14 protein-coding genes and 1 pseudogene are annotated in these 17,262 nt (G+C 66.6%); 10 read left to right on the forward strand and 5 right to left on the reverse strand.

Annotated elements, in window-relative coordinates:
• The first annotated feature begins 692 nt into the window (after window positions 1-692).
• On the forward strand, window positions 693-1,253 hold the full coding sequence (locus tag ACO6D6_RS11750; RefSeq protein ID WP_484785439.1) for a CAP domain-containing protein: 561 nt from the start codon (window positions 693-695) through the stop codon (window positions 1,251-1,253).
• Window positions 1,254-1,370: 117 nt separating this feature from the next.
• Here ACO6D6_RS11750 and ACO6D6_RS11755 read toward each other — a convergent pair whose 3' ends face one another.
• A complete protein-coding gene (locus ACO6D6_RS11755) occupies window positions 1,371-2,642 on the reverse strand; it encodes an ATP-binding protein (protein ID WP_484785440.1) in 1,272 nt (423 codons plus the stop codon).
• A gap of 48 nt (window positions 2,643-2,690) precedes the next feature.
• Between ACO6D6_RS11755 and ACO6D6_RS11760 the strand changes: the two are divergent.
• The 5 genes and pseudogenes from ACO6D6_RS11760 to ACO6D6_RS11780 all read left to right on the forward strand — a co-directional run.
• A pseudogene (locus ACO6D6_RS11760) lies at window positions 2,691-2,873 on the forward strand (CAP domain-containing protein); the annotation flags it as partial.
• Between the two features lie 50 nt (window positions 2,874-2,923).
• A complete protein-coding gene (locus tag ACO6D6_RS11765; protein ID WP_484785441.1) occupies window positions 2,924-3,319 on the forward strand; it encodes a nuclear transport factor 2 family protein in 396 nt (131 codons plus the stop codon).
• A 136-nt stretch (window positions 3,320-3,455) separates the two neighbouring features.
• Window positions 3,456-3,887 (forward strand): GNAT family N-acetyltransferase, encoded by a 432-nt coding sequence (locus tag ACO6D6_RS11770; RefSeq protein WP_484785530.1) that lies wholly within the window; start codon window positions 3,456-3,458, stop codon window positions 3,885-3,887.
• Window positions 3,888-3,930: 43 nt separating this feature from the next.
• Entirely contained in the window at window positions 3,931-4,476 is a 546-nt protein-coding gene (locus ACO6D6_RS11775) for a GNAT family N-acetyltransferase (RefSeq protein ID WP_484785442.1), read from the forward strand.
• 492 nt (window positions 4,477-4,968) lie between these two features.
• Window positions 4,969-5,916, forward strand: a complete 948-nt coding sequence (locus tag ACO6D6_RS11780) for a CAP domain-containing protein (protein WP_484785443.1) — start codon at window positions 4,969-4,971, stop codon at window positions 5,914-5,916.
• Window positions 5,917-5,953: 37 nt separating this feature from the next.
• Here ACO6D6_RS11780 and ACO6D6_RS11785 read toward each other — a convergent pair whose 3' ends face one another.
• Window positions 5,954-6,274, reverse strand: a complete 321-nt coding sequence (locus ACO6D6_RS11785) for a putative quinol monooxygenase (RefSeq protein ID WP_484785444.1) — start codon at window positions 6,272-6,274, stop codon at window positions 5,954-5,956.
• A gap of 763 nt (window positions 6,275-7,037) precedes the next feature.
• Window positions 7,038-10,385 (reverse strand): bifunctional proline dehydrogenase/L-glutamate gamma-semialdehyde dehydrogenase, encoded by a 3,348-nt coding sequence (locus ACO6D6_RS11790; protein ID WP_484785445.1) that lies wholly within the window; start codon window positions 10,383-10,385, stop codon window positions 7,038-7,040.
• 234 nt (window positions 10,386-10,619) lie between these two features.
• On the opposite strand from ACO6D6_RS11790, the gene ACO6D6_RS11795 reads away from it, so the two are divergent.
• Window positions 10,620-11,273, forward strand: a complete 654-nt coding sequence (locus ACO6D6_RS11795; RefSeq protein WP_484785446.1) for a hypothetical protein — start codon at window positions 10,620-10,622, stop codon at window positions 11,271-11,273.
• A 29-nt stretch (window positions 11,274-11,302) separates the two neighbouring features.
• Here the strand turns inward: ACO6D6_RS11795 and ACO6D6_RS11800 are convergent, their stop codons facing one another.
• Together ACO6D6_RS11800 and ACO6D6_RS11805 are read right to left on the reverse strand one after the other, a co-directional pair.
• Window positions 11,303-12,490, reverse strand: a complete 1,188-nt coding sequence (locus ACO6D6_RS11800; RefSeq protein ID WP_484785447.1) for an ARPP-2 domain-containing protein — start codon at window positions 12,488-12,490, stop codon at window positions 11,303-11,305.
• Entirely contained in the window at window positions 12,483-13,874 is a 1,392-nt protein-coding gene (locus ACO6D6_RS11805) for a hypothetical protein (protein WP_484785448.1), read from the reverse strand. The genes ACO6D6_RS11800 and ACO6D6_RS11805 overlap by 8 nt, the downstream gene beginning before the upstream one ends.
• Window positions 13,875-14,528: 654 nt before the next feature.
• Here ACO6D6_RS11805 and ACO6D6_RS11810 point away from each other — a divergent pair.
• The 3 genes from ACO6D6_RS11810 (at window position 14,529) to ACO6D6_RS11820 (ending at window position 16,931) form a co-directional block, all read left to right on the forward strand.
• Window positions 14,529-15,452, forward strand: a complete 924-nt coding sequence (locus ACO6D6_RS11810) for a ribonuclease Z (protein ID WP_484785449.1) — start codon at window positions 14,529-14,531, stop codon at window positions 15,450-15,452.
• A 104-nt stretch (window positions 15,453-15,556) separates the two neighbouring features.
• Window positions 15,557-16,321, forward strand: a complete 765-nt coding sequence (locus tag ACO6D6_RS11815) for a class I SAM-dependent methyltransferase (protein WP_484785450.1) — start codon at window positions 15,557-15,559, stop codon at window positions 16,319-16,321.
• 76 nt (window positions 16,322-16,397) lie between these two features.
• Complete coding sequence (locus tag ACO6D6_RS11820) at window positions 16,398-16,931, forward strand: mycothiol transferase (RefSeq protein WP_484785451.1); 534 nt, start codon at window positions 16,398-16,400, stop codon at window positions 16,929-16,931.
• Window positions 16,932-17,262 lie beyond the last annotated feature (331 nt).

The raw sequence follows: 17,262 nt of genomic DNA on the forward strand, positions 1-17,262 counted from the left end.
TTGTCTTGTGGTCAAAGGCTTGCGCTGTAGCGCAGGCGGATGACTGGAAGGCTGGCTTACCGACGGGGTGGGGTCTGTCGGGGTCGTGAGGTTCGGTGTGCGCGTCCCTGGGGCTCCCGGTGCGCTTGCCTTCTCGCCCTCTGCCTGCCTTTTCGACGTCTGCTGGTCTTTCCTGCGGGAACGCTTGTCTTGTGGTCAAAGGCTTGCGCTGTAGCGCAGGCGGATGACTGGAAGGCTGGTGTACCGACGGGGTGGAATTGGTATCCCGTGGAGTGGCGCTTTCGGCCTCGTGGTCGTAATGATGGAACGAACTGGTACGAATGCTGGTTGACGCTCAAGCAGGCGGATGGAGTGTCGGTTCGATGGCGCGCTGGCGCGAGGAAATTTTGGGCTGCGCAAGGTCAGTAAATGCATTCATCTGCTGATTTTCGCGCCGGGGCGGTTCTCGTCCGGGGTGCGTGACAGTTCTCTTTGCAGTGTCGCCTTCGGTGACACGCCCGGGGGTTCGGATGGGGGAGTGGGATCCCCGAGCGGCTGGTTGAGCGGGCAAACATACTAGTCAAACGGTAAATAACCACTGAGGGGGTGCCGCTCCTGCCCGGTTCTCCTCCTTCGGGTGGGCTGACGGGGTCCGGGGTCCTGTGTTGGAGTGGTTCGCAGTCCATTTTCCCTAACCAAGAGAGGACTGCTTCATGAAGATGACGCGTTTGTTCGCGGGTGCCCTGCTGACCGTCGTGCCGCTCGTCGCGGCTCCGGTCGCCCAGGCCTCCGCCGGATCGGATGCGCCTGTCCAGACGGCCGTGCAGGGCGCTCCTGCGACCGTCACGCAAAGCAGTGCCGCGTACTCCCGCACCATCCTGACCAAGGTCAACGAGCTGCGCGTGAGCCTGGGTCTCAACCCCGTGACCCGCTACGCCCAGCTGGACTCGATCGCCCAGGACTGGTCCGAGCAGATGGCGTCGAGGAACTCGATGTCGCACCGGCCGCAGTTCGCCAGCGGCTACCCGAGCGGCTGGAGCTCGGCTTCGGAGAACGTCGCCATGCGTGGTGGCAGTGCCCTCAGCGGTGACATCGGTGCCCAGCTCTTCGAGCAGTGGCGGAACTCGCCGGGTCACTACGCCAACATGGTCTCCCCCGACGCGAATGCGCTGGGAATCGGCTTGGCCTACAACTCGGCCACCAAGTCCTGGTATGCCACCCAGAACTTCGCCGGCTACCAGAACCCGGCCGGGTCGGGACTCGTCGCCTCCTGACCACCGGTCAGCGTCCGCGACATCGGGGCGGCCCGGATCGGCTCGGCCGGTCATCGGGCCGCCCCGATGCCGTGAAATCGCGACCACCCGGGCCCGTGATGGAAGAACACCAAGGAATCAGGGGCCCAGGAGGGCGAGTGGCACGACGCCTATCCCATCCCTGCGACGATACGCGGCGGGCCCTGTCGTCACGACTAGCGCATCCGTGAGCCGACTGCCCAGCTTGCCGCGCAGCCAGTCCAGGTGACGGACATCGTCGTCGCCTATCGCAGACGTGAGTTTCACCTCGATCGCGAGCAGCTCCCTTTCGGGGCCTTCGACGATCAGGTCGATCTCGTGATCGCCACGTTTCGTCCTCAGATGTGAGACCACGGCATCCGAGACCTGTGCGCACACGCGAACGGTCAATGTCGTCAAAGCCTCGAACAAGCGCCCGAACAAAGGAGCGCAGCCGGGGAGGACCACGTCGTCATGACCCTGCAGGAGGGATCTCGCCGAACCATTCAACAAACGCAACGACAAGGCCGGATCCGCCAACTGGTGACGCGGGGAAGAGGCCAGCGCCCCGAGGTTGATTCCCAATGGCTGCCATGGGGGGACGGGGTCCAGGAGCCACATGCTCGTGAGCCAGTCGCGGTAACGAAGCGTGGTGGGTCGGTTCGGAGGGGAGCCGTCGCCGATTGCCGCGGCGTCACGGATTTTCTCATAAGTGGTCGTGGTGGACTCGGCCGACGCATAGGAACGCAACCAGGACATGAGGGTTTCGGGGCGGCGTAGGACCGGATCGTCCTCCGTCCTCAACTCCTTCGAGGCCAGTCGCTGCAGGTAGCCGTCCAGTTGCATGCGGCGCAATCGTTCCGGTAGGCCATGGATTCCGGGGAAGCCCGAGGCGGCTACTTCGTGGGCATAGTGATCCAGGCCGACGGGGGTGTCCCCGCTCAGGGCCCCCGCTTCCCCCCGCAGCAGGGCGTTCAGGGAGACCGTGGGATTCGAACCCGCTCGTTCGCACAGGGCCATGGGTCGCATGCGAAGCGACACGATTCGGCCTGCCCCGGAGTGGATGGGAGCCCTGGGATTCGGGGTGGCGCTTCCCGCCAGCAGGAAGGAAGCCGGTTGGGCGCCGTCATCGACGGCTCGGCGAACCACGTCCCAGACGGCGGGCACGTGCTGCCATTCGTCGATGAACGTGGTGCCCGACCCAGCCACTCGGGAGGGTTCAGCTGCGACTATTGCCCGCTGCGACTCGGAGTCCAAGGCCCAGGTGCGGCTGGCGCGACGAGAAGCGGTCGCCGTTTTGCCGACTCCCTTTGGGCCGTCAAGAGCAATCGCGGGAAGCCCGGGCATCAGGTCGTCCAGGACCATGTCAAGGACTCGCGGACGGTACTCCATGAAGTTCTATGATACAGATAGAACGCTCTTTATGATACAAAAAGTACAGCCCCTGCCCAGCTCTTCGAGCAGTGGCGGAACTCGCCGGGTCACTACGCCAACATGGTCTCCCCCGACGCGAATGCGCTGGGAATCGGCTTGGCCTACAACTCGGCCACCAAGTCCTGGTATGCCACCCAGAACTTCGCCGGCTACCAGAACCCGGCCGGGTCGGGACTCGTCGCCTCCTGACCGCCCCGATGCTGTGAATGATGGTTGACTGGTCCCGGTAGGGGCGAGCGATGAGTGATTACCGAAGAAAGCTGATGGAGTTCTTCGAAGCGGAGAACCGGCGGGACTGGGACAACTACCGGGAGTTCCTGCACCCACAGGTCGAATGGGTCCTGGGGGAAGACGTCATCAAAGGGCGTGAGCGCTACTGCGAGACCATCGTCGCTGCATATGCGCAGTCGGCCTCCCGGTTCAGGATGCACCAGATGCTTGAATCCGAGGACGGCAGACGCATCGCCACGCTGCTCGTGGACACGGACGGCAGGCGCTCACTGGACATCTTCGAGTTCGAGGATGGTCTGATCCGCCGGGAATGGGAATACCTGCTGGGGCGTGGCGCCGACTGGAACGGAAGATCCCTGAGCTGCGGGCAGGGACGGGAAGACGCCGACGAAATGCAGCTTTGACAAGGGGTTTGGCAGCCGGGTGCGGTGCCCGCAGATGTTCCTGTGATACAGATGGAACGCCCCCTGTGATACAAAAAGTACAGCCCCTACGGTACAGATCGTGCAGACGGTGGGTGTGGGAAAGAATAGGCGCGTGATGTGTGACGACGAGGTGAGCTACGACATCGACCGGCTCCCGTCCCGCGACGAGACGCGGACGCTCTACGACTCCGTGGGATGGGCCGCCTACACCGACGACCTGGATGCCCTGATCCGCGGGCTGGAGAACTCGGCGGTCGTGGTCACCGCGCGGTCGGGCGGCGAACTGATCGGCCTGGCGCGCATCGTCTCCGACCGGGCCACCATCGCCTACCTGCAGGACGTTCTCGTCCACCCCTCCTTCCAGCGTCGCGGAATCGCGACGACGCTCGTCAACCGGGCCTTCGCCCCCTTCAGCCGGGTGCGCCAGCACGTGCTCCTGACCGACGCGGAACCGGGGCAGCGGGCGTTTTACGAGTCGATCGGTTTCACCGAGATCCGCGACCTCCCCGGGCAGGGGTGCAGGTCGTTCGTCCGTTTCAATTCGTGACGCACCAAACCCGGTGGGCGGGCTCCCGCTAGCCTGTGCGCCCATGAGCGAATCCCGGGTGCGTGCCGCAAAGCAATCGGACGTGGAGGCACTCGCCGCGCTGGCTGCGGAAACCTTCCCGATGGCCTGTCCGCCCGAGATCACAGACAAGGACATCGCGGTCTTCGTCGAGGAAAACCTCAGCCCTGAGCGGTTCCGCACCCATCTTGATGCGCCACTGCACACCGTCCTCGTGCACGAGACCGACGGCGGTCTCGACGGCTACCTGCTCATGATGGCCGGTGACGACTTCCTGCCGGATCCCTCCTTCGGGGTCACGCACCTGCCTGCCGCCTACCTGTCCAAGTGCTACGTGCGCCTCGGCAGCCACGGCGGCGCTGTTTCCGGAGCCCTGCTGGACGAGGCCAAACGCATCGCCGTCGACGACCTCTGCGTCGCAGCCATCTGGCTCAACACCAACCAGGGCAACGTCCGTGCCTGCCGGTTCTACGAGAAACACGGCTTCGTGAGGGTCGGTGTGAAAACCATGCCGGTGGGCGACCAGGTCTGCGACGACTACGTTTACGAACACGTCCTCGCGACCTCCTGAGACGCCGGGAGGTCTTGGGCGACGGGCTTGGAAGAGTGCCGTCGACGTCTCACCCACGACCTTCTGCCGGCATTTCGGCACCAAGGAGGCCGTCGTCGCCGACGGCATCCTGATGGTGAGCATCGGGCGGATGAGTCACCGCGAGGGCGCCACTGTGCCGAGGCGTGCCTGGCCTGGCCGGACCGGAAAGGTTTCCCTGCCGTCCCGGCGCTGCGCCAATGCCTGCGGGATGCGGCGGAAGTCCTGGGCCGGACGCGCGGAAATCCCCTCGCGGACCATGTCGGCCTTTCGGTCAAGTGGGCATCTTGGATGCTCGCTGCGCGCATATCCTGAGATTTTCTTGAGAGCCTCCGGGCGGGGGTGAGCAGGTTTTGAAGCCCATGAACTGGGGTTTTGTTCCTTGATGTGTCCGAAAAATGTGCGTCGGAACCTGAAAAAACGTTAAGGAACTGCTTGGATGGTTGGTGCCTTCCCAATCCGAGAGGACTACCGATGAAGATGGTTCGCCTGCTCCTGGTGGCGTTGCTGACTGCTGCGGTCTCACTCATCATCCCGACGGCCCACGCCGGGACGGGGCAACAACGGCCCGCTGTTCTCCCTGTGGACGTCAGCGGCAAGGGGGCGGAGCACACCCGGACCATCCTGGACAAGGTCAACAACCTGCGGGCCGGCCTGGGGTTGAAACCGGTCATCCGGATCGCCGAGCTGGATGCGGTGGCGCAGGACTGGTCCGAACAGATGGCCTCCCGGAAATCGATGGAGCACCGCCCGAACTTCGCCGACCACTACCCGCAGGGGTGGCGGGGTGCGTCGGAGAACATCGCCATGCGCGGTGACGGCGGCGACATCGGGGCGCAGCTGTTCGACCAGTGGCTGAACTCCCCGCCGCATTACGCCAACATGACCGACCCCAACGCGGACTCCCTGGGGATCGGCATCGCCTACGAATCTGGCAGCGGGTCCTGGTACGCCACCCAGAACTTCGGAAGCTACGGCGATCCCATCGGCAGGGGACTGACCGAGAGCGGCCGGGGCTCCGGGAAACGGTCCGGCTCGTCGGAAACCGGGAAGAACACCAGGAGCGCCACGCCCACCGCGACGAAGTCCGGAGGCTCGGGCAATAAGAAGACGTCCCGGAGCGGCGAACGGAAGCAGAGCGAGAAAACCGAGTCCGCCACCCCGACGCAGACAACCGAGACCCCCGAGGCCACCGAAACCCCGTCGGAAACGGTGACCCCCACACCCACGCCAACGCAGGTCGCGAGCACCCCGGAGGCGATGCCGACCCCCAGCACACCGCCGAGCAGTGCGGCCCCCGTGGCCGCGACGACGCCGGACGGTCCCGTCTCGCCGATCATCTTGATGGGGGCCGGGGCCATGGTGATGGTCGGTGGGGCTGCCGCGACGGCGCTCGTCCGCCGGGTCCGCCTCCGCGGGTAACGGGCCCGCGGCGTCCACGGCACCCAGCCGCCCGGGGTCAGTCGATTCTGAGCTCTCCCATGGCGTCCCAGTCGTCGCCGTCGACGGTGCGCGAGATGATCTTGGGGGTGGCGGTCAGGAAGGGACGCATGGTTTCGAGTCCGGCCTTGAAGTGGTCGGAGGTGACGTGGGCCTCGGCGGCGTCGTCATTGAAGGCCTCGACCAGAACGAACTCGTTCGGGTCCTCCACGCCGCGGGACCACTCGAACCACTTGTTGCCCGGCTCGGCGCGGGTGGCGGAGGTGAAAGGCCCCACCGCCTCGATGAACTCGTCGGCCAGTCCGGGCTTCACGGGAAACTTCACGACAATCAGGATCATGTCGTCAACTCTATGTCCTGTCCCTAAGAGACGGGGGCCGGGGTTTGTGGTCGGGTCTGCTTTTCGGACGCAGGAGGTTTCGACTCAGTCGTTCGCTGGCGCTCACGTGCTGGCTCAACCGGCTTGGGAGTGGTGAAGTTGGTTGAGCTGGGCTGCGACGAAGGAGCGGCCCGTGTCGAAACCGTCTTGCGTATGTATGGGGGCTTGTGGTCGGGTCTGTTTTTCGGGCGCAGGAGGTTTCGACTCAGCCGTTCGCTGGCGCTCACGTGCTGGCTCAACCAGCTTCGAAAGGGTGGTTTCGAGTCGAGTGCTGGCGCTCCCCGTGCTGTTCGATTCGGCATCGGCTGTTCTCCGAGGAAACTTTGACCGGAGGTCGCTGATTTTCCCGGAGAACAACCAGGTTTCATGCCGTCAGGTCTCGGTTTTCTCTCGCGCGAGGCGGCGTTCTCTCTTCCGCTTGGCGTATCGCCAGCTGTAGGCCACGCATCCAACAACAATGATGTAGAGGAGCGTTGATTCCACCACCCCAACGCGAGCCACTGAGGAAACAAGAGAAGCGAGCAGGAGCGGAAGAAAAAGGCAGACCAGAATCGAGAGAATCGCTCGAATGGCAACATGCATGGTCGTCACCCCTTCGCCGATTCCTCAAGGTCTCGTTGACATCAACGCCATTGTGCTCCACCGGGACGACAAAGCGACAGGGGTCTCCCGGAATTCACCGGGAGACCCCTGAGGTCCGTTTGCCGACGGAACGGCGCGGGTGTCAGATGCGCAGGTCGTCGGTCAGCGGCGTCGGGTGCCCGAAGCGGTGGTTCGTCACCGAGACCGCCTGCTCGTGCACGTAGGGCAGCAGAGCCAGGCGACCCGGGTAGAGGGTCGGGCCGGCGTGGACGCTGACGTCGATGGAACCGCCCACCGCGGTCAGCAGGTCCCGTTCACCCAGGTGCCGCACCCGGCCCCGGACGCCCCGGTCGAACCGGGCATCGTCCTGCACCTCGACCGCCAGGCCGAGACCGGTCAGCACCTCCGACAGCTCCTCCGACGGGGCGTCACGGAACGAGAAGGTGGCGGCGGAACCGGTGACCAGGGCCGCCGAGGCCTCCCGCAGCACACGCACCGGGTCATCGACCTCCACCCGGACCGTCACCGGCGTGGGACGGTACCGGAACGCGTTGATCTCCGCCTTCAGGGCCGACGGATCGTGCGAGACCCCGAACAGGGTCCGCCAGGCCGCCTGATCCGAGGTGGCCGCGACGTTGAGCTGTTCGAGCTGCTGCTCGTCGAGCACCCGGGCGGCGGCCCGGAAGAGATGCACGAGTTTCGGGTCGGTGAGGGCGCCTGCGGGGCCGAGATCCTTCGGTTCCCAAGAACCGAAACCCACCACGTAGTTCGGACCACCGGCCTTGCCGCCGGTGCCGACCGCGGAACGTTTCCACCCACCGAAGGGCTGACGCCGCACGATGGCCCCGGTGATCCCGCGGTTCACGTACAGGTTGCCGGCCTTCACGCGGTCCAGCCAGAACTGGATCTCCTCCGCGTCGAGGGAGTGCAGACCTGCCGTCAGGCCGTACTCGGTGCCGTTCTGCCACTCCACGGCCTGCGCCAGGTCGCGGGCCGCCATCAACCCGAGCACCGGGCCGAAGTACTCCACCTGGTGGAAGGCGCTGCCCGGCCGCACCCCGGTCCGGATGCCCGGCCGCCACAGCCTGTCGTCGATGCGCTGCGGTTTCAGCAACCACGTCTGCCCGTGTTCCAACTCGGTGAGACCACGCCTCAGTTTCTCGCCCGGCACCTCGGTGAGCGGACCCATCTGGGCCGCCGGATCCTCCGGCCACGCCACCGTCAACGACGACGCGGCGTCGATGATCTGGTCCAGGAGACGCCTCGACCTGGCAACCGACCCGACCAGGATGCCCAGCGACGCGGCGGAACACTTCTGTCCCGCGTGCCCGAACGCGGACGCCACCAGATCGGCGGCGGCCAGATCCAGGTCGGCCGACGGGGTGATGATCAGGGCGTTCTTGCCGGAGGTCTCGGCCAGCAACGGCAAATTCGGCCGCCAGGAACGGAACATCTCCGCGGTCTCCGCCGACCCGGTCAGCACGACCAGTTCGACGCGTTCGTCACGCACCAGCTTCTCGCCGAGCGCGCGATCACCCATGACGACGTACTGCACCAGGTCGCGTGGCAGGCCCGCCCGCCAGCACGCCTCGGCAAGCAGTGCCGCGCAGCGACGCGACGGGGATGCGGGTTTCAGCAGCACCGCCGACCCCGCGGCCAAGGCGGAGGCGACCCCGCCCAGCGGAATCGCGATCGGGAAGTTCCACGGCGGAATGACCGCGGTGACCCGCGGTGGACGGTGGGTGGCGCCGTCGACCTCCTCCCCGGCGAGGGAGGCGTAGTAGTGGGCGAAGTCGCAGGCCTCGGAAACCTCGACGTCCGCCTGGTCGATGAGCTTGCCCACCTCGTCGGCGGCGACGGTGACCAGCTCGGTGCGCATCGCCTCCAGCTCGACACCCAGCCGGTGAAGCGCGGCGGCGCGTTCCTTCGCGGGGGTCGCGGCCCAGCGCTTCCCCGCGGCGACGGCGGTCTCCAGCACCTTGTCGAGGGCCTTGGCGGAGTTCAGGGTGCCCTCCGTCACGGTGCCGCTGCCGAGATCGGGCGCGGGCAGCGACTCGCGGATGGAATCGGCCCACCGCTGGTTGCTGAGCAGCGCGGGATCGGTGTCGGAGGCGTTGGCGAACACGGACGTCGGTTCGCTGCGTTCCTGGACCGCCCAAGCGGCCGGGGTGGGGGAGCCGACCAGCGCAACGGCGTCGCGGTAACGTCCCTCCTCCTTGTCGAGGAAGGCGATGTCACGGCCGAGGGAGGCCGCCCCGGACATGAAGTTCTCCGGTGCGGCGTTCTCCTCCAGACGTCGCACCAGGTAGGTGATCGCGGAGTCGAACTCGCTGCGGGGTACCACGGGAACGTAGAGCCGCAGGGCACCCATTTCGTCGAGAATCACCCGCTGCAACGGCACCGCCATGCCCGCCAGCATCTCGATGTCGAAGCCCGAGGTGATGCCGCGGGCCTTCGCCAGCTCGACGGCGGTGGCGAGGCTGTAGATGTTGTGGCTGGCCGAACCGACGTGCAGGGTCTTGATGGATTCGGGGGTCAGGAGCCGGTCGAGGGCGCTGAGGTAGCTGGCGTCGGTCTCGACCTTCGACGGCAGGATCGGGTTCGGCCAGCCGCGCAGCTCCGCCTGGGTGCGTTCCATCGCCAGGTTGGCGCCCTTGACCAGACGCACCCGCAGCGGAATGCCACCCGCCTCGCAGCGGCGCCGCGCCAGCTTCTGGATGTGCTCGATCATCAGCGGCGACTCGCGCAGGTAGGCCTGGACCGCCAGGCCCATCCTCAGCTTCGGCAGCTTCATGGCGAACCGTTCGAACACCTCGAGGGTGAGGTGGAGGTCGCGGTACTCCTCCATGTCGAGGTTGACGAGCTTGCCCGACCTGTTCGCGGCCTCCATCAGCGGGCCGAGACGGACCACGGCCTCCTCCACCGTCGTGTCGTGGGCCCACGGCGAGTGGGGGCCCATCACCGAGGAAACCTTGATGGAGACGTAGTCGACGTCGGGCCGGTTCAAAAGCTCGATGGTGCGGTTGAGCCGCGACGACGCGTGCTCGTCACCCAGGACGGCCTCGCCCAGAAGATTGATGTTCAGGCTCGCGCCGCTCTTGCGCAACCTGGCCAACGCTGGTCCGAGGTCGCTGCCGATGTCGACGACGAGATCGCCCAGCAACAGGGAAAAGGCGCGCCGCACGGCAGGCAGCATTGCCCGGGGCGCGGGGGCGACGCCGAGCCCCAGGCCGGCACGCAGGTAGGGGGGGAGGAAGGGAACGGGCTGCCGCGCCAGACGACCCAGGTTCTTTGCCGCCACCGCCGGATCCTCGGGGCGCAGGACGCCGTCGACGAACTCAAGGGTGAAGCGGAGCCCCTCTGGGTGGTCGAGGGCACTGGCCAGCAGCTTCGCCGCCCGGGGCTCCGGGTAGGCGAGGGAGCGCTGCGCCCATCGTCGCGCGGTGCGCACAGCTTTGTCTGTCAATGCTTGGGAGGTCACGTTGCTCACAGGGACATCTTGCCTCAAGTTTTCCCATCCGGGTTGGGATGGTGGGTTTTGGGGCGGTGCCCCGCCCGGCGGCATGGTCGCGGACGATACCGGCCCGGGGATGGACCTGTGTTGGGCACATGTCGTCACGGACCGCGGCGGAATGATCCCGGGGCTCCTCCTTGAAGGGGTCTTCGTGACAGAGTGGGGGATGCCCACTGCCCGCCAGGGCGCAGAGAGCCAGGAGGAGACACCATGTCCGTGCCCGCCCGTCGTTGCTTCCGTCCGCTGCTCGCATTGGTGCTCGTCGCGGGGCTGCTTGCCGGCTGCGGGGGTTCTTCCGGGACGGAGCAGAACACGACCTCCGACTCCGGTGCGCCGAGTGCCCAGGACTCGGCGGGCATCGCCCTGCCCACGGCTCGTCCCTCCGCAGGGTCGGGGGTATCGCCGTCCGCGAAGCGCTCGCCGGTGTCGATCCCGGGCGCCTATCCGGGGGCGGGCGGACCACGACCCGCGAATGCCACCCCGATCACCGCCGTCCATTCGGGGTACGCGGTGATCGTCACCCCGTCGAAGAACATCAGCTGCGAGTTCTCGGACACGAGCGCGGGCTGCGGGGTCGTCAACTACACGGACAGCAAGCCCTACGGCTCCGACGAACTGGGTCCCAAATGGTGGGTGAGGATGAAGAGTCCCGCTTCCGCGGACCAGGCGGAACCCGAGATCGTCTCGAGAAGCGAACCTGCCCTGTTCCAGAAACCGGAAACCCCCGGCCAGCAGGTGGAATACGGAACCGTCGTCTACCACGGGGACCACGTGTGTGCCTCCGAGGACGCGGGCCTGACCTGCTGGAACACCACCACCGGGCACGGCGCGTTCATGAACCGCGACGCGACAGCGACGTTCTAACCCCTGTTCCACGGCCAGGCGGCCACCAGTCACGGGGCGTCTGTGTGCGGGGTCTCCCGGAGTCCCTGGTGACGAGGCAGACGCCCCTGCTCCCGGAGTTTCTTCGCCGCCTGCTCCCGGACGGTGTTGTTGATCAGGTGTCCGAAACCCCGCGCGGTGATCCGTGCGACCAGCCCGGGAAGGTCGGTGCCGAGAGCTGCGGCGGTTTCGTGCAGGTTCCAGTCGTGCATGGAGAGCTGGTGCAGCAGGTGGGCGCGCCGGGTCTGGGCCGAACTCAACCGCAGGGTGTTGACGTAGAGCAGCTCGCCGTCGTCACGGACCAGGCGTTCCCCGATGTGGTTGGGGCGGCGCAGCTCCAGGTCGGTCACGAAGCGTTCCAGGCGCATGCTCCCGGGATGATAGACCGTCTCGGTGAGCAGGGGACGATCCTTCCAGTCACCCAGGAGGATCTCGGTGGTGGTCTCGGACCAGTCGCGACGCACGCGCTCCAACGCCTCGCGCAGCCCGTCGATGCTCGTGGCCCCGGAGAAGTGCGGGTCCGCATCCACCAGCCAGCGGTGGGGCCGGTTCAGGGCGTAGGTCATCATCAACTCGCCGTAGAGATCGTCGAGGAGGGTGCGGTGCAGCATCCTGTAGTCCTCGGCGGCCGGCACGACGAAGGCCGCCATCAGCGTGTCGGAGGCGTGGACCAGCATCCCGACCTGATCGCGGTGAAGCTCGAAGGTCCGCAGGGCGGTGGCGTATCCGGGAATCTCCCGCCCGGAGAAGAAGGATTCCGAACGGTGGGTCATCCCGAGGTTCCTGAACCCCTGCGACAACTCCTGCCAAGCGATCGTCGGGGGCTTGAAGTGCAGCTCTAGGAGACCCTCGATGGCCAGGTGCTGCGGCAGGAAACGCAGCGCGTCCTCACCGTCCTTCTTCCGCAGCCGGTGCACCGACTCGAGGAACTGCCAGTCGTCGGGGGTGTCCTTCTTCTTCACCTGAGTGCCCGCGGCCGAACCCCAGGTCAGACGCAACCCGTGGGGGACGAAGGCGATGTAGCTCTTCCGGCCGGGCAGGTCGACGATTTTCAAACCGGGTGAGATGACCGCACGCGACAACCGGACATCCTCGCAGGGGGTCTCTCGCAGCAACGGGATCAACCGGAAAGCCCCGAAGGTCTGCGCGGGGGCGGGTCGCAGGCCCGTCAGCTCGAGGGGCGGTGCCATCTCACGCATGTCCTGTTCCCTCCAGGAAATCCCGCACCCGGCGTTCGAGGTAGGCCTCCAGCTCCGCCAGGTCGCCGTGGCCGGTGACGTAGCGCGCGAAACCGAGTGCCGTCGGCAGATCCTCGGCGTTGCGCAATCCGATGGAGCGGGTCAGCGGGCTGAGGCTGCTCACCTGCAACTCCTGCGGGTCGAAGACGGGATTGAAGTGGAGCACGTACAGCTCCGGGACGATCCGCGACGCACCTTCGAGGGCGGCGTGGAAAACCCCGGGAGGGTCGTTCTCGACGCCGTCGGAGACCACCAGCACCGTCGTCGCACCCCAGTCGAGGGCGTCGATCAACCGCTCCGTGAGATTCGTCTGTCCCCGCGGATGGGGTACCTCTCCTTCGGCGATGGGATGCGTCCAGAAAGCCCTGTAGTCGTGGTCGGTGAGCCCTGCCCGCAGCAGCTGGTCCACGCCCCAGGCGACGGCCAGCGGCCGGCGGCGTTTCTCGCGGGAACCCGAGGAGGAGAACGAGTTGTCCAGCACGGCGGCCACCCTCCCGGTCAGGGGCAGGGGACCGCTGCGCGCCAGCACCGTCCGAGCGGAGGCCGCCAACCAGCCGATCTCGTCCCGCGGCGTTTCGACTCCCAGGACATAGCCGGCCAGCTCGGTCAGCGACAGCTTCTCGGGACGCACCTGAACGGTGTCGCTGCGCCCGGCGACGCGGAGCCGTTCCCGTTCGGTGAGGCGGTTTCCCATGCTCTTCAGCAGCTCGTCGGGGCTGATGCCGTGCTTGGCGGCCAGGCCCTGGGCGACGCTGAACGGCAGCTCGCGGACCGCACTTTTGCTGAACCGTGCCTGCCGGTAGCGCTCCAGGATCGGGGTGTCGAAGGGGGCTTTGTGGTTGCCGAACAGGAAATTGGCCAGCTCACCGCCGGGATGCAGGTGCGCGTGACGCATCGCCCCCGCCATCTTGCGGCGGTACTTCACCGCGTGGAAGGCGAGGTCGGGATGTTCGGCGATGTAGTCGCGGATCAGGGCGCGGGTACGACGATTGTTGATGTCCTCCCGGCGCAGCCGTGCCATCAGTTTCCAGACCCGCTGCGGGGGCAGGGAACGCAACCCCGCGTGCAACAGGGCGTTCTCCTCGCTGCGGAAGTCGTCGGGGGTGTCGCGGCCGCTGCTGAGCAGTCCGATGATGATCTGCGCGACATTGAAGTGATTCACCCCGACCGCCAGCAGCCGGGCGTAGAGGCGACGATAGTTGCCGCGCACGTACTCGTGGAGGAAACCGAGCCCCAGGCGTTGCTCGTCGGCGCCGGTGAGGAACTCGGCCTGCCCGGTGGATGCGAAGGCGGCGTTGAGGAAGGTCAACAGGTCCTCGCGTGTGACCTCGTCCGCGCTCAGCATCGAATCTCCGGGTGTCAAGAATGGGGGTGTCCGGGGAGGAGCGGTGTGATGTGGAAGTAATTCCTGTACAGGGAAGCTCGGAAATCACACCCGGGTCCCACGGACACGGGGGTCATCGTAGCGGCGCGGAAACCGTCGTGACAGGTGGGGGCGTCGTTCCTGCGCACGGGAGGGCGTGACACCGAGAAACCCGGGAGCGGAATCGGCAATCGTTCCCGGTCAGGAGTTCAAGGACGATCGAGACGGCTCATGTTCGAGAAGGACGGACTCGTGATCCTGCATCCCCGTCACGTCGTTTTCTCGTCCGCCACCGGAGCCATTCCGGACCCGCCCCGCCGGTGAGAGGTTCCGGGTGGGGTTTTCCCGGGTGACGCGTTCAGCTAGGGAGCAGCCACCGAGGGTGCGGGTTGCGGTGAGTCGTGCCGGCAGCCCCGGTCCTGGGACCCGAGCCGGTCCCGTAGGGTATGGGTCCTGTTGCGGAAGTCATGCCCGGCTGCGGCGCGCCGGATAGGGCGATTCGGCGTCCCAGCATCGTGGCCGGTACGACCCGGTACAGGAACACGATGGCGGGTCACCGCCTCACCCCGCTCGGTGAATCCTCGCTCGGGTAGCGCTTTTCGCAACAGGTCCCGGGGGCTGAACGAGGAGGAGAAGATGAGCGATCGTGAGTTCGTCGCGCTGGGAACGTCCAGTCTGGTGCCCACGAAGACGCGGAACCACAACGGCTACCTGCTGCGGTGGGGAGCCAGCGGTGTCCTGTTCGACTGCGGTGAGGGCACCCAGCGGCAGATGACCCGGGCCGGGGTTTCGGCGCGCAGCATCAACGTCATCTGTCTCACCCACCTCCACGGCGACCACTGCCTCGGGTTGCCCGGGGTGTTGCAGCGCATCTCCCTGGAACAGGTGCCCCACCCGGTCACCGTGGTCTACCCGGCCCAGGGACAGGAGTACGTCGAGAGGCTCCACCGCGCCAGCATCTACCACGACCAGGCCGACATCCGGTTCCTGCCCGTCGACGCGGGCCCGGAGCCCGGTGAGGTGCTGCGGACCAAGGACTTCGTCCTCTCGGCGGCCTGCCTCGACCACCGCGTCCCCGCCATCGGATACCGGGTGGAGGACCTGCCCGGGGTCAGCTTCGACCCGGAGGCCCTGGCCGCCCGCGGCATCTGCGGCCCCGCCGTCGGGCAGCTGAACCGCGAGGGCCGGGTGGAGATCGACGGTGTCATCACCCGGCTGGAGGAGGTGTCGCGTCCGCGACGGGGGAGGTCATTCGCGTTCGTCATGGACACCCGGCCCTGCCCGGCCGCGGAGAAACTGGCCGAGAACGTCGACCTGCTGGTCATGGAGGCCACCTACACCAGCGACCTGCGGGAGCTGGCGGTCGAACACGGACACTGCACCGCCCTGGATGCGGCCCGCATCGCAGCAGCAGCCGGGGCCCGCCGTCTGGCCATGACCCACTTCTCCACCCGGTACACCACCACCGACGACCACCTGCGGGAGGCGAACGGCATCCACGACGATGTCATCGCCCTGGAGGACCTCGACCGGGTGCCGGTGGACCCCGCCATCTGCTGAATGGCACCGTGGGCGGGTGACGAGACCGGTTTTTGGCTTTCGGGTAGTTGTGAGACTGGTGGGTCCCCAACGGGAACCTTCGGAACCGGGAAGGAAGAAGGAACATGGAACACGACCTCCTGGAGTCGCTGCGACGGGCACACGCCGAGGCGAGGATGACCGGCTGGGACTTCTCTGCCCTGGAGGGGAGGCTCATCGCCGACGATCCCTGGTGGGATTTCGAGGCCGACTGCCTGGATGCGATGCGGGAGGCCCGGGCCATCGCCGATCTCGGCACCGGGGGAGGTGAACGACTCATCCGTCTCGTCGACGCGCTTCCTGATGACCGGGGAGGGGCCCGTACCGTCGTCGCGACGGAGGGGTGGGAACCGAACCTTGCGGTGGCGCGGCGAAACCTGGGGACGCGAGGCATCGAGGTGTTGCCTTATGACGCGGAAACCGGGCAGGCCATGCCCTTCGGGGACGGAGAGCTGGACTTGGTAATGTCGCGTCACGAAGGAATCGATGCCGGTGAGGTCGCCCGGGTGCTCGCGTCCGGGGGACGGCTGCTGACCCAGCAGGTGGATGGCCGCGATGCGGAGGAGATCCACGAATGGTTCGAGACCGGTTTCGCCTACCCCGAGGTCACGGCGGAAAGATTCGTCGCCGATCTCGAGGCCGTCGGGATGAGGATTGATCAGGTTGACGAGTGGTGCGGGCAGATGCGGTTCACCGATGTCGAGGCCCTGGTGATCTACCTCGGCTACGTGCCGTGGGATGTGCCCGGGTTCAGCGTGGACGAACACCTTGAACGGCTGTCGGAGCTGGCCGCCAGCCCCGGGATCACGGTCACGCAGCGGCGTTTTCGGATTCACGCCACGAAACCGTGACACGGGTCCGGGACTCTACGCCGTCCGGTGCGTGGCGCCGGGAAGGCGGTTTGCCGGACGGTGGCAGGATCGATTCATGGATGCTCAAGCAGTTCTGATTGATTCGGTCAACCGGCCCGTCGAGACGGCCCGGACGGTGCTCAAGGAGATCTCCAGGGAGACCCTCCACGCGATGCCCGGCGGCCGGGCGAACTCGATCGCCTGGCTGGTGTGGCACGCCGCCCGGCAGATGGACATTCAGGTGGCGTGGCTGGCCAGTGCCGGGCAGATCTCGGAGCAGCTGTGGATCACCGACGGCTGGGGTGAGCGCCTCGGAATCGACCGCGGCCCGAAGTCGATCGGTTTCGGCGACACCGCCGAGGACATCGCCGCGCTGTGCGTCGAGGACCCTGCCCTGCTGCTCGACTACTTCCAGGCCTGCGCCGAGGCTTTCAAGACCTACGTCTCGGGTCTGTCCGCCGACGATCTGGACGAGGTGATCGACACCAAGTGGAATCCGCCGGTCACCCGCGGGGTGCGGCTGGTCAGCATCATCGACGACGCGGTCACCCACCTGGGGCAGGCGGCCTATGCCCGCGGCCAGATCGAGGAATGGAGTATCGGCTTCTGACGTGGTTTCCCCTGAGGTCCTCGGGGTGGGTCGTCGCGACCGTCGCGACGTGCCACCTCGGAGGAGGGGGTGTCGGATCGGCCTGTCGTCCGTGGGTTTGCCCGCTGGCCCATCGGGTCCTCCGAGAAGCCCCTATCACCGGTTTGCTGGCCCTATTTGCGGTTTGCTGGGCTTGTTCATGTTTGCCTGCGCTGTGAGGCCAGCAAACATGAACAAGCCCAGCAAACAAGGAGTAAGGCCAGCGAATGGACGGCAAGGCCAGCAAACCGTGAAGCAAGAGGAGTGGGTGTGGTAGACCTGCCCGAACGGTTGGTTGGCTGACATCACCGCG

The sequence above is a fragment of the Arachnia sp. genome, from assembly GCF_057238465.1.